The following is an 18,343-nucleotide window of genomic DNA, read 5'->3' as shown; positions in this document are numbered from 1 at the left end:
TCCGGGGGCGTCTTTCCTCCCCGTCCGGGGAGGAAGAAAACCCTCGGCGGCATGTGCCGTTTCCTGCTCTGTCCGGGGAATAACGTATGATTCATGAAAGATGCCGCCATGTGGAAAACGATTCTTATTCTTGCCCGCCATACCTTCATACGCCTGTTGTGGCTGCTGCTCCCTCTCGGGATCTTTGCCTTTCTGGTGCGGGCCATTCCCCTGAGTCCGCTCCAGGCCCTGTGCGGACTGATTCCGGTCATTATCTTTGAAATATGGCTGGTGGTCAAATACCTGCTTCCGGGCATGAGCGACCTGGTCACGAAAACCCTGTATGCGTCCAACATCACCACGGACGAGGAAGTGCTGGTGGACGCGGCCCGGCGCATGCTGGGAGCCGGAGACGCGGCGGGCGCCCTGGAGCTTTTGGAACGCAATCGCAGGGAGAATCCCGGAATGGTGCGTCCCTGGCTGATGGAATCCGGTCTGCTGAATGATATGCGCAAGTACGCGGAATCCGTTGAATTATTACAGGAAGGCTTGGCATCCCGAAGATGGAGGAAGGAGGACCGCGCCCTTTTCCTGTATAAAATAGGGGGAATTTATTCCTCCCTGCTCAATAATCCGGAGCAGGCCGTGAAATACTGGCAGGAGGCTGTCAAGAGATACCCGAACACGGCTTACGGCCGTGCCGCCAAGGACAAGCTGTACGAGCTGCGCTGAGTGGAAGGCAAGGCGCATTTTTCAAACAAAAGCCGGGGGAGGGAGGAAAGAATGCACAGCCTTGAATGCGCCCTTGGAAAAAGTAGAAGGATTTGATCATGATGCGCGTGTTGATGAAACAAGGGGAACGTTCCATTTTCTCTGTTGCACGGAGTTTTCTGGATGCAGCCGTGCATCCGCAGGTCCCTTCTGGAATTGTAGCTGGACTCCGGATTCATAATCCGGTATGTGCATGCAGAGACGCCATTATCTAATGGTTTTGTTTCAAGGAGGAATGTAGATATGATAAAAGAATGCTGTGTTTATGCAAAATACATTCCATGAATTGCCTGCCTTGACTGTTGTTGTAACAGGATTTAATCAGGAAAGTAGCATCCGGGGGGCGATTGAGAGTGTTTTGAATCAGGATTACGCGGGAAAGCTGGAATATATTTTTTCAGATGATGCATCTTCCGACGGAACTTTCCAAATCATGAGGGAAATGGAGCAGGCGTACCGGGGCTCCCATTCCATCAAATTAAACCGCAATGAGCAAAACATGGGTATCACTGACCATTTGGAAAAGGTGTATTCCCTGGCGTCTCATGAATGGGTTATGCGAATGGACGGGGACGACCGCTCTTTCCCGCACCGCTGCCGCATTCTTGCCGAAGCCATCATAAAGTACCCTCAGGCAAGATATATTGCCTCTGATGTGGAACTGGTTGTCTGCGAATCCGCCGGGCAGGCTGTATGGCCTGCCCATTTGGAAGAGGATAAAGGCCTGCGTGCCTTCCTTCCGCAGGATGGAACTGCTCACAGGGCGTTTCTCGGAACGGCATCCGCCATCAGACGCTCCTTGCGTGCCCCCTATTCGGAAATCCGGAATCTGTCCATGTGCGAGGACTTGTATGAAGCTCATAGGGCATGGCTGCATGAAGGACTCGTGGTTTTGCGGAACAAACTCGTTTTGTATGTTGAACACAGTTCCAATATTTCCAGGATCAATCCCCGGTTAAAGAACCGGAATATGGAGACTTTTCTTAAGGGAATCAGCCGTTTGAAAGGCATCAACCAATCTTTTATCCAGGCACAGGAGGCTATTGTGCGCATGACGGAAATGTTTTTGGAATCATGCCCGGATAAAAATTCTCCCCATATCGAGTCTGTCTGCAGGGATTTGGAAAATAGAAAAGAATTCATTCGGGAGCTCCGCATGGAGGTTGAATGGCCGGAAATGACGTTGGGCCGGAAAATGCGGCATTGGCCATACTTCAAAAGAAATCCTCTCAAGCTTCTGCCTTTGCCGGTCTATGGCCGGCTGCTGTGTCTGATGTACCGCCTGAAGCGATGATTTGCCCATGAGGCGCCGGGAGGCCGGGGAATATGTATTCCGTTGGAGATTTACTGAAATTCCCTGCCGGAATGCAGGCTCTTTCCTGCAGGAAAAAGTCTCATGATCTCGGAATCAATTTTCCCATGATGGGGAAAATCTTTTTCTGGAGCTTCTCATTCAGGCAGTATCTTGCCAGTTTGCTGATGCGGCGCCTCAAACGCAGCTTCCAGGAGGGTCTCCAGCAGGAAAGTTCTTGTCGGCACCTGATGCCCTTTTCCTTGGTTTCCTCGGAAACGGGATTGGAAAGATTGGTCTGGAGCCAGTCCAGAGCACGCTGTTTCAGGGAATGCTTCTTTAGGGAAACGGCGTCTTCATCCATGAACCTCAGAAGATGAATTTTACCGGGCAATTCTTCATGGGAATGAATGAGACGGTCTTCCAGGCCGAATTGCTTTAGCAGGGATGTGAAGCGGGTTGCTCCTCTTTGCGCGTTTTTGATGCACAAAAAGGGCTTGTTGAAGATAATGGCGAAGCATGTCCCGTGAAATGAGTCGGTAATCACACATTTGCAATCCTGAAATGCGCGCACCCATTCGTAGATAGTGGCTGCCGCATGCACGCGGCCTTCCGGAAAATACTGTTTTTTGAGTTCCATATCACCGGAAGGGTCCAGTAAATGTGCTGAGGGAAGGGCGAGTTCGCGTGAGATGGCTGCACAGGCCTGTCCGTAGGATTCAGTGATGTCCAGAAAATAGGTCAACATTCCATCAGGCATGGGCGAGGCTTTCTGCGTTAGCCGGTTCCAGTCCTCCATGCTTGTCAGGAAAACGGGATCAACAAGATGCGTGGCGGATATGTGGTATCTTTCCCGCAGTGTCCGTACGGAATCGCCTTCCCGCACGGAAATGGCGTGAAAACAGTCCAAATAACGCGGTATGCGGTCCAGGTAATCCTGTGGAGGCTGAACCGGCAAATCACCCAGAGAGGTGGCATACGCGATTTTACGTTTTTCTCCATCCACAAAATCAAGATAATACTGCATATCCTGATTATGCGTATATTTGTAATTCCATAACTGGTCGGAACCTGCGATGAACGTATCCGCCAGCCTGTTCGTCCTTTCCGCATCCCTGCGGGAAGAGATGGGAATGGACTCTATTCCTTCCTCCCTGAAAAACGTGCGGAATACGGAACCAGGATCATTAACATGGGAGGCCATGGTCATGGGGGCATGGTCCAGCAGAAGAACCCTGTAGCCCTGCCGGGATAATACGCAGTGCAGGGAGAAGGACGTTAGAACAGCCCCATAGTTGCAGCTCCACCACAGTCCCAGCAGCGCGATGTCCCAGTGCGGAGGGGTGTTCCTGTTATTGCCTGATACGCCAGTCATAATTCTTTTTCAGGGAAACGCCCTTCAGAGCGGCACGGTAATAGGGATAAAACTCGTTCCTGCGGAGAGCCAGGGCCGTATTGATCTTGCGCTTGAGCCATTTGACCTGGTGGCAGAATGCCTGGTTCAGGATGAAGGAATGGCTTTTTCCCGGCATCCAGGAACCGCAGCAGTGGTGGATGGAAAAACCGCGGGAACGGATGAAGGCGGGTTGCTCGAAAAACTCCTTGGGATACAAGGTTGCCAGATCGCTTTGCCATTTTTTTCCGTTCAGCAGGAATTCGGGTACTTCATTGATGAAGTAATCCGTATAAATCGTGTTGGAAACGGGCCAGCATTCTTTCCTTATTTCATTATGCAGGCTCAGAAGGCTGATGCAGAGGGGATGCTGCGGCGGAGCATAAAGAAAAGCGGTGCCCAGAGCGCAGTTATACATGTACCCCAGCGTAAAGCGATGGTCCACGGGAAGCCGGGACAGGGGCTGGAACAGTTCCACGTCGCAGTCCAAATAAAAACCTCCGTGCTCCACCAGGGCCTGAAGGCGGACGATGTCTCCCAAAAACCCCCATTTGTTCTGTTCCAGGCATCTTCTGCCAAATTCAAAACGTGAGACGTCAATATTGGACTCATTCCATTCTATTATCTCAAAATCCGGATTCAGTTCCTTCCATTTCCGGACATTTTGCCGGACTGCTTCAGGAACAGGAGAGCCGAACCAGCAATAATGGATTTTTTTAATCATATCATGGTGAATATGTTGAACTTCTAGCGGGATTGACGATAGCCGGGAATGGCAGGAAGGGAGACTTGCGGAACGGCTTCCGGGAAGAGTGTCCGGCAGGCGTGCACGGCATCCATCTTTGAATGGAAGCTGTTTTTTGTCAACTTTTCCTCCGGTTTTCTTCCTGAATGTCCGGCATTTGCGGACAGGGGAAGGATGCTGAACGGAAGACTCCTGCATTTTTGTGCGGATGCATGGGGGAGGGGGGACGGCTTTCTCCTTGACCCTGCTGATTACGGCGGAGTATCATTGAATAATGAGAAGACCCCCGATTCCCGGCCTGGTGATGGCCGACGGATGGCTGCAGCCGTATGCGCGCCAGATCCGCGACCGCCAGCGTTTGTTTGATCTGAAGATGAAGAGGATCATTCAGCGTTCCGGGACCTTGGAAAGGCATGCGGAGGGCTACCGCTATTACGGATTCAACCGGGACTCGGGGACGGGGGCATGGACCTACCGGGAATGGGCGCCCGCCGCGCGCGGATTGTTCCTGACGGGAGATTTCAACGGCTGGGACCGCAGGAGCCATCCGCTGGTGCGGAATGAACGCGGCGTGTGGGAAATCACCCTTCCTCCGGATTCCCTCGCCCACGGCCAGAAGGTGAAAGTCCACGTGGTGGGGGCGGACGGCACGGGCAAGGACCGGATTCCCGCCTGGATCACCAGGACGGTCCAGGACCCTTCCACCTATGATTTTTCCGGGGAAATATGGATGCCGGAACGTCCTTACGAGTGGAGGAACTCCGGGTTCGACCCTTCCCGAGTGGACGTGCCGTTCATTTATGAGGCGCACGTGGGGATGAGCGGGGAGGAGGAGCGCGTGCACACGTACCGCGAGTTTGCGGACCAGGTGCTTCCCCGCATCGCGGCCCTGGGGTACAACACCGTCCAGCTGATGGCCGTGCAGGAGCATCCCTATTACGGCTCGTTCGGTTATCATGTTTCTTCGTTTTTCGCGCCTTCCTCCCGTTTCGGAACGCCGGAGGATTTGAAGTACCTGATCGACCAGGCGCACGGCCTGAACATTGCCGTGCTTCTGGATGTGGTGCATTCCCACGCCGTGAAGAACGAGGCCGAGGGGCTGAACGACTTCGACGGTTCCGGCGGCATGTATTTTCTGCCCGGGGAGCGCGGCCGCCATCCGGACTGGGATTCCTGCTGCTTTGACTACGGCCGGGACGAGGTGATCGAATTCCTGCTTTCCAACGTCCGGTGGTGGCTGGAAGAGTTCCGGTTCGACGGCTTCCGCTTTGACGGCGTAACGTCCATGCTGTACTTCCACAGGGGGCATGAGCCGTTCGGGGAGCTGGGCGCGTACTTCGGCTCCTCCGTTGATCCGGATGCCGTCGCCTACCTGCAGCTGGCTTCCACGCTGATCCAGCGGGTGAAGCCGGGCGCCGTTGCGATTGCGGAAGACATGTCCGGCATGCCGGGGCTGTGCCGTCCGGTGGATGAAGGCGGCATTGGTTTTTCACACAGGCTGGCCATGGGCATTCCGGATTACTGGATCAAGCTGCTCAAGGAGAGGAAGGACGAGGAATGGAGCATGGGGGACATGTGGTACACGCTGACGAACAGGCGTTACGGAGAACCGCACGTGGCCTACTGCGAGAGCCATGACCAGGCCCTGGTGGGGGACAAGACCCTGGCGTTCCGGTTGATGGATGAGGAAATGTACTGGAAGATGGCCGTGGACCAGCAAAGCCTGGTCATTGACCGCGGGATGGCCCTGCACAAGATGATCCGCCTGGTGACTCTGGCCGCGGGCGGGGAAGGCTGGCTGAACTTCATGGGCAACGAATTCGGGCATCCGGAATGGATTGATTTTCCGCGGGAGGGCAACGGCTGGTCCTACAGCCATTGCCGCCGCCAGTGGTCGCTGGTGGACAACCCCGGATTGAGGTTCAAGTTCCTGAACGCTTTTGACCATGCCATGGTGCAGCTGGCCCTGGAGGCGCGCCTGCTGAACAATCCCCCGCCGTTCCCGCTGAATATTGACGAGGGAAACCAGATCATGGCCTTCCATCGCGGGGGGCTTGTCTTCGTATTCAACTGGTCCGGGGACCGGGCGATCATGGACTACACGCTGCCCGCACCCCAGAAAGGGGAATGGAAGGTGGTGCTGGATACGGACAATGCCCGGTTCGGCGGATTCGGGCGGCAGGACGGATCCGTGCACCATTTCACGGATGAAGAGGGCAGGCTCTCCCTGTACCTGCTTCCCCGCACGGCCCTGGTGCTGAAAAGGGTGGGGTCCGCCGTGATGGCCCGTCCCGCTGAACCGGATGCGTAGCGGATGCCGTAATCGCCGCCCTGGCCGGTGAAAGGAATGCGCCGGCACCTTTTCCGGATTCCCTGAAGATGCGGATTGGGGAAATGGCGGACGGTTTTGCCGTTTTACAAAAGAAAGGGAGGGCACTCTCCTGATGCCCGGTGAAGCCTGAAGCCGGGAGAAATCCGGGCGTTGCGGTCCCTGATGGAAAAAGGATGGCCGTTGCCTCTCTGAATGGCTGTGGATGAATCAACTTTTCCGGCCCGTGCCCTTACTAAAGCTTATGGCCTTGCTCCCATGCCGGAGGCAGTTTCTCCAGCGGGGGCGCTTCGGAATTTCTCTTTTTGAGACGGATGGTCAGGGTATCGGTCTTGAAGTTTTTAGACTTCTCGTTGTTGAGTCCCCACAGAATGGCCCCTCCCGTGGTCATTTCCGGGTGGAAGGTTTTTTCCGCGGAGTAGTAGCCCGGCTTGTCCGCCGCCACGTGAATGGGCTTGTGCCTGTTCAGGGAGAGGGTGGCGGGAGCCTGCCCCACGTACTCCCCGTTGACGCGCAGGCTGGCCCCGGAAGGAATGCTGCGTATCGTCATGTCTCCGGAAGTGCTGCTGCATGAGATGCAGGAACAGGCCGCGGCGGCCAGAAGGGCCAGAGGGGGAAGGAGTCTGGAGAACATGGGGGAAGGGACGGTTACTTGTTTTCAACCATGCGCATGGCGGCCTGCTTGATTTGGGCTGCCATGGAGTTGAGGGCGTTGGCCCTGGTGGGCGCCAGGTGGTCCTTGAGTCCGGTCTTGTCCAGCTTGGACATGTCCGCTTTCAGGACTTCTTCCGGCGGCAGGCCGGAGAGCAGGCGTACGAATACGGCGATGAGACCCTTGGTAATCAGGGAATCGCTGTCCGCGTAGAGTTTCAGAAGGCCGTTGCTGTCCTGTTCCGTATGCACCCACACCCTGGACTGGCAGCCCTTGATGAGGGACTCGTCCGTCTTGTACGCCTCCTCCAGCGGGGGAAGCTTTTTGCCCAGGCTGATGATGTATTCGTAGCGTTCCGTCCAGTCCTGGAACAGGTCCAGTTCGTCCAGCAGGTCTTGCAGGCGTTCTTCGTAATTCATGGCGGGGGAATGGAAAGGTTATGCCTTGCTGGCTTCGGCAAGCGTGGCGAGAACGGCTTTCTGGGCATGCACCCGGTTTTCCGCCTCCTGGAAGATGACCGGGGCGAAGCGTTCCAGCACGTCTTCCGTGATTTCCTTCCCGCGGTAGGCGGGCAGGCAGTGGAACACGGAATGGCCGGGGGCCGCGTGAGCCAGCAGTTCCTCGTTCACCTGGTAGGGGTAGAAGTGCTTTTCCTTGGACTGTCCTTCCGCCTCCTGGCCCATGGAAAGCCAGACGTCCGTGTTGATGACGGAGGCGTCCCGGACGGCTTCCACGGGGTTCGTGGTAAAAATGACGTTGTCGCAGTCCAGATGCCTGCGGAAATCTTCCAGCGGCAGGTAATTGGTGGGCGCGCCGATGGCGAGCGTGAAGCCCAGCCGCTTGGCCGCCCACATCCAGGAGCGGGACATGTTGTTGTCCCCGTCTCCGACGAAGGCGATTTTCATGTCCTTCCAGGAGCCGGGGCCGTAAAGCTCTTCAATGGTCAGCAGGTCCGCCAGTATCTGGCAGGGATGTTCCTCGTCCGTCAGCGCGTTGATGGTGGGAATACCGGAGAAGGAGGCGAATTCCTCCACTTCCTGCTGTCCGTAGGTGCGGATGGCCGCGCCGTGGATCATACGGCCCAGCACGCGGGCGGTGTCCTTGACGGGTTCTCCCCGCCCCAGCTGGATGTCATGGACGGAAAGGAACATGGGGCGCCCTCCCAGCTCGCTGATGCCCACTTCAAAGGAGACGCGGGTGCGGGTGGAAGATTTGGAAAAGATCAGCGCCCAGGTCTGGCCTTTCAGGGGAAGGTGTTCATGGTGGCCGCGTTCCGCCTTGAGCTTGTGGCCCAGGGCCAGCAGGTCCCTGATTTCGTCTCCGGTGAGCTGTTCTATGGAAAGGAGGTTTTTCATATGTTGGAAAGGGAATAAAAACAGGAAAGCCGCACCATACTCCCGGTTCCTTTAAAAGAAAAGGGAATAATGCGGCTTTCCGGGGAGGGGAACAAATGCCTTTAAAGCCTGGCGGCGGCCTGGTCCGGCCACGGCACGGGCGAGCCTTCGCGGGCCCCCGCGGGGTTGTTCTTCTTGTAGGTGGGCATCTGGGCCTTGCGGTCCTTGAGCAGGGCGGTCATGACCTTGGCCATGGCTTTCACCCGTTCGGGGTGCTTGTCCGCCAGGTTGTTTTCTTCGCTGATGTCTTCCTTGATATTGAACAGTTCGAACTTCTGGGTGGGGTGCCAGTAAATCAGCTTCCAGTCGCCCTGGCGCATGGCGGTGCTGGGGGAATAAAGGGGGCTGTTGCCGTTTCCTTCCCCCCACACGTTGGGCGTATGGAAGAGCAGGGGACGGTTGGCGGTCATTTTGCCGCCTTTCAGCAGTGGTACGAAACTCTTGCCGTCCACGACCTGGGGCGTTTTTATCTTTCTGGCTCCCGCCATTTCCAGAATGGAGGGGAAGAAGTCTTCAATGATAACGGGCGTGGTGCAGACGCTTCCCGCCTTGGTGACGCCGGGCCAGTACACGATCATCGGCTCGCGGATGCCGCCCTCCCGGTTGGACCCCTTGCCGAAGCTGAGGGGATAGTTGGATTCCTTGTTGCCCATGCGGCCGCTGATGGCCAGGCCGCCGTTGTCCGCCATGAAAATGATGATGGTGTTTTTATCCAGATTGTTCTTTTTCAGGTATTCCCGGATGTCGCCCAGGCTCTTGTCCATCCCTTCGATCAAGCCGGAATACCTCTTCTCGTTGTCGGACCATTTGTGGCCGTCGTTGGGATTGGAATAGTTTTCCGCAAAACGCTTGTCATAGCCGCGCATGTCGAAAGGGGCGTGGATGGCGTAATGGGCCATGTACAGATAGAAAGGCTTGTTGGCTTCCCTGGGGTCCTGGCGGATGGCATCCAGGCGTTTGAGAGCTTCCTGAGTGAGAGCTTCCGTCAGGAAGGTGTCGTTTTCATAATAGTTGTTCTCGTCCAGGCCCTGGACGTGGAAATTGCCGGTGCCGTATTTCTGGGAACCCCGGTAATCCGCAGGACCGCCGATTTCCGTGCCGGCGATGTTGTAGTCGAACCCGAAGAGTTTGGGGTTGGCTCCCGGCGTGTTTTTGGTGCCGAAGTGGGCCTTTCCGCAGTGAATGGTCGTGTATCCCTGCTTCTTGAGCAGGGCGGGGAGGGCCAGGACAGGAGTGAAAGGCTTGTCCATCTTGTACCGGATTTCCTGTTCCGTCAGCGGCAGATGAGTGGTTCCGGAAGATTTGGTGCCTGCCGGCTGAATGCCGTTGACGCTCCAGTCCGGAGGGGCTTGGAGCGCCTTGTGGCCCGCATCCGTGGTTTTGTCCCGCAGAAGCGTCCAGTTCGTCACGCGGTGCCGGGCGGAGTTCATCCCGGACATGAGGCTGCACCGGGTGGGGGAGCAGATGGGCTGGGCATAGGCGTCCGTAAAGACCATGCCCTGTTTGCCCAGGACCTCCATGTTCGGCGTGCGGTAGCGTTTGTTCAGGAAGGTGGGTTTGGGCGTGCCGTCGGCTTCCCTCCAAAAGGGCAGGGAGGTATCCTGCCAGCCCATGTCGTCCACCAGGAAGAAAATGATGTTGGGGCGTTTCTGGGCGGCCGGGGCGGCAGTTGCCGCCGGAGTCGCAGCAGAGGCTGAAAATGCGGTGCCGAGCAGGCACAGGGCGAGAGAGGCGGCGGTTTTGGAATATCTCATGGTGAAAATGCTGATAATAATATAACGCACGTGACGCGTGAATCTGTCAAGACTGCATGTCTGCCCGGCCATGTTTTTTGCCGGATGCGGGATAGAACGGTTTCCCGGCCGTGCTCCGGCTTTATTCGAACAGGGCCGGATAGGATTCCCGGGCCAGGGCCAGGCTCAGATTGACAATGGTCCGGCTGTTGGGAGCGCAGAGGGCTTTCCCGGCCATCTCCCGGCACTGGCCGTAGTCCAGATTGCGGATGGCGTAGCGGATGATGGGAACCAGGTGGACGCCCACGGACATGGAGGTGGCCCCCAGCCCCACCAGCAGGGGCAGCAGGGTGATGTCACCCGCCATTTCCCCGCAGATGGCCGTCGGGATGCCTTCCTTGTCACCGGCGGCAATCGTCATGCCGATGATGCGCACCACGGCCGGGTGCGTGGGGCGGAACATGTTGGCTACGCGGTTGTTGACCCTGTCCACGGCAATCGTGTACTGGGTCAGGTCGTTGGTTCCCACGGAAAAGAAGTCCACTTCCTTCGCAAGCACGTCCGTCATGATGGCGGCGCTGGGGACTTCAATCATGATGCCCACTTTCAAGTCCCGCGCGTAGGGGATTTTTTCCCGTTCCAGTTCTTCCCGGCATTCCTGGAGGATGTGCTTGGCGGTGATTACTTCCGTATAGCCGGAAATCATCGGGAACATGATGCCGCAGCCGGGCGTGTCCGCGCAGGCGCGCAGAATGGCGCGGAGCTGCTGCTTGAACAGTTCCGGACGGCTCAGGGAAACGCGGATGCCCCGCCAGCCCAGGAAGGGGTTCGGTTCCGGAGTGTCGAGCCGTTCGCAGGGCAGCTTGTCGCCTCCGGAATCCAGCGTGCGGAAGATGACGCCGTGGGGGGCGCAGCCTTCCGCCAGTTTTTTGTAATAGTGCATCTGCTCTTCTTCATCCGGCATGCCGGATGGATTGCCCAGCAGGAAGAACTCCGTGCGGAACAGCCCTACGCCTTCCGCGCCCACTTCCTTGATGCCGGAGTATTCGTGGGGGAATTCCACGTTGACGGAGAGCCGGATGCTGCGGCCGTCCCGGGTGACGGTGGGCAGGTCCCGCAGGGCTTCCAGGGCCTTGTACGCCTTTTCCTTCTCCACCTGGAGCCGCTTGTAGTATTCCACGGTCTCCGTGGAGGGCTTGAGGATGAGGACGCCCTTGTAGCCGTCCAGGATGGCCGGAGCGTGGCTTTCCACATTCAGCAGCGCCTGTTCCAGCCCCACCACGGCGGGAATGCCCATGGAGCGCGCAAGAATGGCCGTATGGGAAACGGAGGACCCTATTTCCGTGGCGAATCCGTGAATCTGGCTGGCGTCCACCGCGGCGGTGTCGGAAGGCGTCAGGTCGTACGCCACGAGGATTTCGGGCTCTTCCTCGTCCGCCTCGTCTTCCTCCGGCGGTTCCGTGCTGCGCAGGTTGTCGATCACCCGCTGCATGATGTCCTCCATGTCCGCCGTCTTGGCCCGCAGATAGGGGTCGTCCACGCGGCGCAGGACTTCCATGTAGTTCTGCATGACCACGTAGAAGATATGCTCCACGTTCTGGAGGCGCCTGGCCAGTTCCGTGCGGACCTGGTCGAGGATGATCTTGTCCTGGAGGAGGAGAATGTGGGCGTCAAAAATGGCGGCTTCCTTTTCCCCGGAAATCTGGATCATGCGCTCGCGCAGGGCCCTGATCTGCACCGCGGTCGTCTGGAGGGCGCGGTGAAAGCGCACCAGTTCGGAATCCACCTCGTCCGGCTCAATGTCGTAGGCGACCGGTTCCTTGGACCCCTTGATCTGGATCCTGATTTTACCGAGGGCGATGCCGGGAGAAACAGGAATGCCCTGGAGATGTATTTCTTCCGTGGAAATGGGTTCCTGAATCATCTGCGGGCTTTCTGGCCCGGACTCATGGCCATGAGCCGGAATATGTTCAATCTTCTTCGAATTTGCGGGCGACCAGGTCTTCCAGCGCGTCGAGCGCCTGCTGCTCGTCCTTCCCTTCAGCCGTGACGGTGATCTTGGAACCGTGTCCCACGGCCAGCATCATGAGGCCCAGAATGCTCTTTCCATCAACTTCTTCGCCATCCTTTTCCACGACGATGTCTGCATCGAAACTGCTGGCCAGTTTGACGAATTGAGCAGCCGGGCGGGCATGGATGCCGAGTTTGTTGATGATGGTGAGTTCCTTGGTAACCATGGAAATAGAAGTAAGGGGTGAAGCGGTTGCTAAAACGGTAAGTACACTAATAAGAGCTTTTTTCCAAGAGTTTTTTGTCAGTCGCCGCTTTCCGGGGCCTGGAAGTTTGACATGAGGCGGCGGTTGAACTCCCCGGCCATGTCGATGCCCATGTCCTTGAGATGGTAGTCCATGGCGGCCACTTCCACCAGGCGGGCGATGTCCCTGCCGGGGGCCACGGAAAGCTGGACATGCAGCACCTTTTCCCCCAGAACATCAAGGCCTTCCCTCTCCAGGCCCAGCCTGTCCAGCTGTTCCTGGTCCCTGGCTGGAATGAGCGTGACGATGAGGTCCAGCCGCTTGTTGTGGCGCAGGGACTTCAGCCCGAACAGGGTGGTGATGTTGACGATGCCCAGGCCGCGCACCTCCATGAAGCCGCGGCTCATCTCCGGCGCACTTGCCACCAGTTCCCCGCCCACGTTGCGCACGTAAACCATGTCGTCCGCCACGAGGGCCGCCCCGCGTTCGATCAGGCCCAGGGCCGTTTCACTCTTACCCACGCCGCTCTTGCCGCGTATCAGCACTCCCACGCCGCGCACGTCCACCATGCAGCCGTGCAGGGTCATGCTTTCCGCAAATTCGTTTTCCAGAATGATGGTGGCGGAGTTGACGAATTTCATGGTGACCAGGCTGGTGCGGAAAACGCAGACCCCGGCCTCGTCAGCCAGTTCCACGATCTCCTGGGGAGGGTCCTGGTCCCGGGAAAAGACGATGCCCGGCACCTCGCACCGGAACATGCGCTGGATGCGGGATTTGCGCATTCCTTCCGGCAGTTTCTGGAGGTAGGCCAGCTCCGCGGAGCCGAATACCTGGATGCGCTTGTTGGCGAAGTAGGAGTAAAACCCGGCAATGGCCAGGCCGGGACGGTTGAGCGCCGGTTCGCAAATGTGGCGGGTGAGGCCCGCCGGGCTGTTGATCAGCTCAAGCTGGAGGGCTTCCTTGTATTTGCCGTAAAATTTGGACAGGGTGACGAAATCCACTTTTTTCACTTTGGATTTACTGAACATAGGCTTATTAAAGGGACAAACGAAGCTCCAGGGCAATCAAATATATTCCCGGACCGCCCCGATGGCCCATTTTTTTGAAAAAAGCCCCGTTCCGGAAGGGAATGCCACACTTTACCTGTTGATTTGAGGGCCCAGGCATGGTCTCATGGTGCCATGAACAGACTGGATCAATTGGCTACGTTGTTAAGGTTTCCCAGCATCTCCGCGCAGAAGGAGCATGCCCGGGACGTGAGCGACTGCGCGGACTGGCTGGTGGACAAGCTCTCCGGCATGGGATTTGAAGCCGTGGCGCACAAGACGCACCGGCATCCCGTCGTGGTGGGGCGCAGCCCCCGGGAGGAAGGCAGGCCGACCGTGCTGATTTACGGCCACTACGACGTGCAGCCCGTGGACCCGGTGGAGCTGTGGGAATCCGACCCCTTTGAACCGGAAGTGCGCGACGGCAAAATTTACGCCCGCGGAGCCACGGACAACAAGGGCCAGCTGTTCGCCCACATTCTGGGCGTGGAGGAACTCCAGCGCCAGAACGGCGGGCATCTGCCCGTGAACGTGATCTTCCTGCTGGAAGGGGAGGAGGAAGTCGGCAGCGGCAGTCTTTCCCTCTTCCTGAAGGAACACAGGGATGAACTGGCCTGCGACGTCATCGTTGTCTCCGATACCGGCATGGCCGCTCCGGACACCCCCACCTTTTCCTACGGCCTGCGCGGCCTGGCGGGCGCGGAAATCATCGTGAAGGGACCGTCCGCCGACCTGCATTCCGGCGTGTTCGGCGGGGCGGTAGCCAACCCCGTCACCGCTCTGGCGGAAATCATCGCTTCCTTTCATGATTCGGAAGGCCGCGTGGCCGTGAGGGGATTTTATGACGGCGTGGAATCCATCGCCACCTGGGAACGCAGCATGTGGGCCACCGTGCCCGGCATGAGCAATGAAGAGCTGGCGAAGCTGACGGGAGTGGATACCGTGGTGACGGAAGCCGGATTCACCGGGGCGGAATGCATTTACGCGCGCCCCACGCTGGAGCTCAACGGCATCGGCGGCGGTTACCAGGGAGAGGGCAGCAAGACGATCATTCCCAGTCGCGCCTTCGCCAAAATATCCTGCCGCCTGGTGCCGGGACAGGACCCGGAACGGATCGAATCCCTGCTGGAAGAGCACGTGAAAACGCATACGCCCAGAGGGGTGTCCGTGGAATTCAAGCGGGAGCACAGCGGCAGGGCTTATGTCTGCGATCCCAACTCCGAATTCGGCCTCGCCGCGCAGCAGGCCCTGGAGGAAGCCTTCGGGCGCAAGCCGGTGCTGGTGCGCGAAGGCGGCAGCATCCCGATCATTGAGGAAATGAAAAACGTGCTGGGAGCGGATGCGCTGATGCTGGGCATGTGCCTGCCGGACGCGCGCATCCATTCCCCCAATGAAAACTTCTCCGTGGAACTGTTCACCAAGGGAATAGAAATGAGCCAGATACTCCTGCGCCGCCTGGGGCAGATCAAACGGTAATCCCCCCTCCTATGAACCAGCCTGCCGCCGCTGAAATAGTCAATCTGCACAAGACCTTCAAGACCGGTCTGGGCAAGCCCGTGGTGCACGCCGTGCGTGGGGTGGACATGAACATCCGGCAGGGGGAGGTGTACGGCCTGATCGGTCCCAACGGATCCGGCAAATCCACGCTGATGAAGGCCCTGCTGGGTCTGGTGAGGCCCACGCGGGGCTCCTGCTCCATCTTCGGCAAATCCAGCCTGTCCCCGGACAGCAGGGAGGAAGTGGGCTTTCTGCCGGAAAACCCGTACTTCTACAAATTCCTGACCGGAGCGGAAACCGTGGCCTTTTACGGAAAGCTGTGCGGACTCAGCGGCAGAAGCCTGAAGGAAAAAGTAAGGGAACTGCTGGACCTGGTGGGGCTGTCGGACGCCGCGGACCGCCGTCTGGGCGGTTATTCCAAAGGCATGCTCCAGCGCATCGGCATGGCCCAGGCCCTGGTGCAGTCCCCCCGCCTGGTGGTGCTGGACGAACCGACCGCCGGGGTGGACCCCCTCGGTTCCCGGGACATCCGGAACATCATTGAAAACCTCAAGAACCGCGGCATGACCGTGTTCCTGTGCTCCCACCTTCTGGAGCAGGTTCAGGAAGTGTGCGACCGGGTGGGCATCATCTTCAAGGGCCTTCTCATTGCGGAAGGCTCCATGAACGAACTGACGAGGGACTCCGACAAGCAGGAAATCCTGCTGGAACACGCCTCCCCCTGTCTTCTGGAGGAATTGAAAAAAATGGTGCGGGAAGACGGGCGCGCCGTGTGGCTGGAGGACGGGCACCCCCGCAATTCACTGGAAAGCGTATTTCTTAAAAGCCTGCTGGAATGGAAAGCGAAGCACCCCAATCCGGAACAATAGGAGGACTGCCGGCCGCCAAGCGGGAACTGCGCCGCATGATCCGCGGGAGGATTGCGGAACTGGACGCCGCCGCCCGGCAGGCCATGTCCCTGGACATCTGCCGGAAATTGGCGGCCCTGGCACGGGAAAAAGACTATCGGCGCGTGGCCGTCTTTGCCGCCAGGCCGGGGGAGGTGGACCTGCTGCCCCTGCTGGACATGATGCCGGAACGGGAATGGTATTTTCCTCTGGTGCATGAAGGGCGCCGGTTGAGTTTTCACCGCGTGTGCCATGGCGGGGAATTCGTCACGGGCAGCTGGGACATCCGGGAACCCGGTCCGGCATGTCCGGAACTGCACGCGGGGGAACTGGACCTGATTGTTCTGCCGGGAGCCGCCTTCACGCGGGACGGCAGGAGGCTGGGCTACGGAGGCGGTTTTTACGATACCCTGCTGGCCGGTCCCGCGCGCGACGTTCCGCTGGCCGGCGTTTGCTTCCCCTGCCAGCTTCTGGACGATCTGCCTGTGGAACCGCACGACAAAAAGGCGGACATGGTCGTCACCTCCGGCATGGAGTAATGCGCATAGCTGCGTATTCCGCAATATTCCGCAAAAGCCCGTTTGCGGAAGTGCGAATGGAAGGGAAAACGGAAATTCCCCGGAGCGGGCAGGGCGCCCGGAAAAGTAGGAGGGTTAAATGCGGAACCGGTGCTTCTGCACGGTCAGCTTGTAGAACAGGTCATAGCGTGCATTGAGCAGGGGCGTCAGGTGCTCCACGCCTCCGGCCACCTGGCCGCGGATATCCGCGTACAGTTTGCGGTAATCTGAAAGGCCGCTGATCATGGCTTCATAAAGGGGAGTGCGCAGGCCGCAGTCAATCGCAATGCTCATTTCAGACGCCGCGGAGACGATCTGCTTGGACAGCCGGTACTGCATCCAGGCCAGTCCCAGATTGCTCCCCAGCCACAGGACCAGAGCCACGCCCAGGCAGGCGAATCCCGCCCCGTGTTCCCCGAAGCTGCCCAGCAACGCGCCCAGAATGACCATGACGAGCATCAGCTTGAGTTCCGTCCGCATCACGTCTTCCTGGTCCAGGAACAGCTTGCTGAGGCACGGCTTGATGCCGAAATCCTTCAGCGGCATGTACACGGAGCGTCCCAGCCGTTCCTTGTACACCTCCAGGTCCGCCTGGAGCCGGGCTGCCGGGAATTCCCCGATGTCGCAATCCCACTGCTCCCTGACGCGCGGGCGCACGTGGTTCCAGTGTGTTTGGCAGATGTTGAGAAACTCCTTGTTGTAGTAGGCGTGCCGTTCTTCGATGCCCGACTTGACCAGTTCATAAAACCATTCGTCGATGACGGGGGGAAGCTTGTGCAGGATCATCGTCCTTCTGATGGAAAGGAAGCGTCCCAACTGCCGGGCGGACTTTTTACCCAGCCGCGGCACGCAATCCTGGACGTATTGCGCGTATGCCTTCAGCCTTGCGGGCATTTCCTCCTCCATTTGAAGCTGGATGCGGTCGATTTCCCGGTCAATGGAAGTCAGGAAGCCGGAATCCAGCTTGGAAAGGCGGTGCAGTTCATTGAGCACCTTTCCCTGTTCCTCCAGCAGGCGGTCCGTGGCCAGCAGCAGGCGTTCCACGCGCCTGTCCGTCAGGGGGCTCCGTTTCAGAACCTCCTGAACGCAGGTTCTCAGGGCTTCCACTCCCTCGCCCGCGCGCTCCCCCGCGGGAGTGATGGGGTACAGGGGAAGCTGGACGCCCAGATGTTCCCGGGAGACGGAGCGCATCTCCTCCTTCAGCGCCTGAAGCTGTTCAAAAGGCAGAAGCTCCGCGTGGGTGATGACCAGCACCATGCGGGAATGGAGCCGTTCCTCCAGCGTTTTCAAATACTCCCAGATGGCGGGTTCATTGCCGTCTTTGGCGGAAATGACGACCAGCACGGCGTCCGACTTGGGGACGATATGCTTCAGCCGCTGGGGGGCGGCAGGCTGTTCCAGGCCGATGGTGTCCCAGAACTCCAGGTTCAGCAGGGAATCCGACGGGTAGAAGCGGTCCTCCACCCATTCATGGGTGTGCGGGGCGGGGTTGGGCTTGTATTGCCAGCGTATCAGGGTGGCTTCGCTGGAAACGCGGGAGCAGAAGTATTCCCCCGCCAGGGCGTCCAGCGTGGAGGACTTGCCGGAGCCCGTCAGGCCGATGACGGTGACGTTCTGCGGAGTGCAGCATTCCTCCAGCGCTTCCTCCACATCCTTCTGGGAATCGAAATGCCTGTCCGGACCAATGCGCGCGGAAAATGCCGCGGCGGCATCCGCTACGTCCCGCACCGCATGCGGAATCACATTTTTCCCTCCTGTCAGCATGGGTTATGAAATCAAAAAACCGTCCGGGGCTTTCCCTTCCTCTTCAGCAA

16 protein-coding genes are annotated in these 18,343 nt (G+C 58.4%); 6 read left to right on the top strand and 10 right to left on the bottom strand.

Annotated elements, in window-relative coordinates:
* The first annotated feature begins 93 nt into the window (after positions 1-93).
* Both OQH67_RS12810 and OQH67_RS12805 read left to right on the top strand, forming a co-directional pair.
* Complete coding sequence (locus tag OQH67_RS12810; RefSeq protein WP_215435066.1) at positions 94-711, top strand: tetratricopeptide repeat protein; 618 nt, start codon at positions 94-96, stop codon at positions 709-711.
* A gap of 304 nt (positions 712-1,015) precedes the next feature.
* Positions 1,016-2,044, top strand: a complete 1,029-nt coding sequence (locus tag OQH67_RS12805; protein WP_215435067.1) for a glycosyltransferase family 2 protein — start codon at positions 1,016-1,018, stop codon at positions 2,042-2,044.
* A 100-nt stretch (positions 2,045-2,144) separates the two neighbouring features.
* Here the strand turns inward: OQH67_RS12805 and OQH67_RS12800 are convergent, their stop codons facing one another.
* Together OQH67_RS12800 and OQH67_RS12795 are read right to left on the bottom strand one after the other, a co-directional pair.
* Positions 2,145-3,416, bottom strand: coding sequence for a polysaccharide pyruvyl transferase family protein (locus OQH67_RS12800; protein WP_215435068.1), 1,272 nt, complete (start codon positions 3,414-3,416; stop codon positions 2,145-2,147).
* Positions 3,394-4,158: a glycosyltransferase family 32 protein gene (locus tag OQH67_RS12795; RefSeq protein WP_215435069.1), complete on the bottom strand. Its 765-nt coding sequence runs from the start codon at positions 4,156-4,158 to the stop codon at positions 3,394-3,396. Before OQH67_RS12795 ends, OQH67_RS12800 begins: the two co-directional genes overlap by 23 nt.
* A gap of 295 nt (positions 4,159-4,453) precedes the next feature.
* On the opposite strand from OQH67_RS12795, the gene OQH67_RS12790 reads away from it, so the two are divergent.
* A complete protein-coding gene (locus OQH67_RS12790) occupies positions 4,454-6,490 on the top strand; it encodes an alpha amylase C-terminal domain-containing protein (RefSeq protein WP_215435070.1) in 2,037 nt (678 codons plus the stop codon).
* 253 nt (positions 6,491-6,743) lie between these two features.
* Here the strand turns inward: OQH67_RS12790 and OQH67_RS12785 are convergent, their stop codons facing one another.
* The 7 genes from OQH67_RS12785 to hprK all read right to left on the bottom strand — a co-directional run bounded on the left by OQH67_RS12785 (position 6,744) and on the right by hprK (position 13,570).
* Positions 6,744-7,142 (bottom strand): PEGA domain-containing protein, encoded by a 399-nt coding sequence (locus OQH67_RS12785; protein ID WP_215435071.1) that lies wholly within the window; start codon positions 7,140-7,142, stop codon positions 6,744-6,746.
* 14 nt (positions 7,143-7,156) lie between these two features.
* Positions 7,157-7,579 carry a SufE family protein gene (locus tag OQH67_RS12780; RefSeq protein ID WP_067572967.1) on the bottom strand — a complete coding sequence of 141 codons (423 nt, stop codon included), beginning with the start codon at positions 7,577-7,579 and terminating at the stop codon, positions 7,157-7,159.
* Between the two features lie 18 nt (positions 7,580-7,597).
* Positions 7,598-8,515, bottom strand: a complete 918-nt coding sequence (gene argF, locus OQH67_RS12775) for an ornithine carbamoyltransferase (protein WP_215435072.1) — start codon at positions 8,513-8,515, stop codon at positions 7,598-7,600.
* A 101-nt stretch (positions 8,516-8,616) separates the two neighbouring features.
* Positions 8,617-10,308, bottom strand: coding sequence for a sulfatase (locus OQH67_RS12770; RefSeq protein WP_215435073.1), 1,692 nt, complete (start codon positions 10,306-10,308; stop codon positions 8,617-8,619).
* Positions 10,309-10,429: 121 nt separating this feature from the next.
* Positions 10,430-12,211, bottom strand: a complete 1,782-nt coding sequence (gene ptsP, locus OQH67_RS12765; protein ID WP_215435074.1) for a phosphoenolpyruvate--protein phosphotransferase — start codon at positions 12,209-12,211, stop codon at positions 10,430-10,432.
* A 46-nt stretch (positions 12,212-12,257) separates the two neighbouring features.
* A complete protein-coding gene (locus tag OQH67_RS12760; RefSeq protein WP_067572974.1) occupies positions 12,258-12,524 on the bottom strand; it encodes an HPr family phosphocarrier protein in 267 nt (88 codons plus the stop codon).
* 77 nt (positions 12,525-12,601) lie between these two features.
* Entirely contained in the window at positions 12,602-13,570 is a 969-nt protein-coding gene (gene hprK / locus OQH67_RS12755) for an HPr(Ser) kinase/phosphatase (protein WP_067572977.1), read from the bottom strand.
* A 153-nt stretch (positions 13,571-13,723) separates the two neighbouring features.
* On the opposite strand from hprK, the gene OQH67_RS12750 reads away from it, so the two are divergent.
* The 3 genes from OQH67_RS12750 to OQH67_RS12740 are packed head-to-tail and all read left to right on the top strand — an operon-like array spanning position 13,724 to position 16,511.
* Positions 13,724-15,064, top strand: a complete 1,341-nt coding sequence (locus OQH67_RS12750) for a dipeptidase (protein WP_215435075.1) — start codon at positions 13,724-13,726, stop codon at positions 15,062-15,064.
* Between the two features lie 11 nt (positions 15,065-15,075).
* Positions 15,076-15,954 (top strand): ABC transporter ATP-binding protein, encoded by an 879-nt coding sequence (locus OQH67_RS12745; protein WP_265145535.1) that lies wholly within the window; start codon positions 15,076-15,078, stop codon positions 15,952-15,954.
* Positions 15,921-16,511 (top strand): 5-formyltetrahydrofolate cyclo-ligase, encoded by a 591-nt coding sequence (locus OQH67_RS12740; protein ID WP_215435077.1) that lies wholly within the window; start codon positions 15,921-15,923, stop codon positions 16,509-16,511. Before OQH67_RS12745 ends, OQH67_RS12740 begins: the two co-directional genes overlap by 34 nt.
* A gap of 114 nt (positions 16,512-16,625) precedes the next feature.
* Here the strand turns inward: OQH67_RS12740 and OQH67_RS12735 are convergent, their stop codons facing one another.
* Positions 16,626-18,272, bottom strand: a complete 1,647-nt coding sequence (locus tag OQH67_RS12735) for a GTPase family protein (RefSeq protein ID WP_149873320.1) — start codon at positions 18,270-18,272, stop codon at positions 16,626-16,628.
* Between the last annotated feature and the right edge of the window lie 71 nt (positions 18,273-18,343).

The organism is Akkermansia biwaensis, assembly GCF_026072915.1.
GTDB lineage: Bacteria > Verrucomicrobiota > Verrucomicrobiia > Verrucomicrobiales > Akkermansiaceae > Akkermansia > Akkermansia biwaensis.
The sequence above is the reverse complement of the archived record's forward strand: the minus strand, read 5'-3'. Positions and strand labels throughout refer to the sequence as shown.

Excerpts from the sequence above, each read along its gene's own strand:
- OQH67_RS12810 (WP_215435066.1), top strand. The coding sequence starts at position 94 with ATGAAAGATGCCGCCATGTGGAAAACGATTCTTATTCTTGCCCGCCAT.
- OQH67_RS12805 (WP_215435067.1), top strand. The coding sequence starts at position 1,016 with ATGCAAAATACATTCCATGAATTGCCTGCCTTGACTGTTGTTGTAACA.
- OQH67_RS12800 (WP_215435068.1), bottom strand. The coding sequence starts at position 3,416 with ATGACTGGCGTATCAGGCAATAACAGGAACACCCCTCCGCACTGGGAC.
- OQH67_RS12795 (WP_215435069.1), bottom strand. The coding sequence starts at position 4,158 with ATGATTAAAAAAATCCATTATTGCTGGTTCGGCTCTCCTGTTCCTGAA.
- OQH67_RS12790 (WP_215435070.1), top strand. The coding sequence starts at position 4,454 with ATGAGAAGACCCCCGATTCCCGGCCTGGTGATGGCCGACGGATGGCTG.
- OQH67_RS12785 (WP_215435071.1), bottom strand. The coding sequence starts at position 7,142 with ATGTTCTCCAGACTCCTTCCCCCTCTGGCCCTTCTGGCCGCCGCGGCC.
- OQH67_RS12780 (WP_067572967.1), bottom strand. The coding sequence starts at position 7,579 with ATGAATTACGAAGAACGCCTGCAAGACCTGCTGGACGAACTGGACCTG.
- argF (WP_215435072.1), bottom strand. The coding sequence starts at position 8,515 with ATGAAAAACCTCCTTTCCATAGAACAGCTCACCGGAGACGAAATCAGG.
- OQH67_RS12770 (WP_215435073.1), bottom strand. The coding sequence starts at position 10,308 with ATGAGATATTCCAAAACCGCCGCCTCTCTCGCCCTGTGCCTGCTCGGC.
- ptsP (WP_215435074.1), bottom strand. The coding sequence starts at position 12,211 with ATGATTCAGGAACCCATTTCCACGGAAGAAATACATCTCCAGGGCATT.
- OQH67_RS12760 (WP_067572974.1), bottom strand. The coding sequence starts at position 12,524 with ATGGTTACCAAGGAACTCACCATCATCAACAAACTCGGCATCCATGCC.
- hprK (WP_067572977.1), bottom strand. The coding sequence starts at position 13,570 with ATGTTCAGTAAATCCAAAGTGAAAAAAGTGGATTTCGTCACCCTGTCC.
- OQH67_RS12750 (WP_215435075.1), top strand. The coding sequence starts at position 13,724 with ATGAACAGACTGGATCAATTGGCTACGTTGTTAAGGTTTCCCAGCATC.
- OQH67_RS12745 (WP_265145535.1), top strand. The coding sequence starts at position 15,076 with ATGAACCAGCCTGCCGCCGCTGAAATAGTCAATCTGCACAAGACCTTC.
- OQH67_RS12740 (WP_215435077.1), top strand. The coding sequence starts at position 15,921 with ATGGAAAGCGAAGCACCCCAATCCGGAACAATAGGAGGACTGCCGGCC.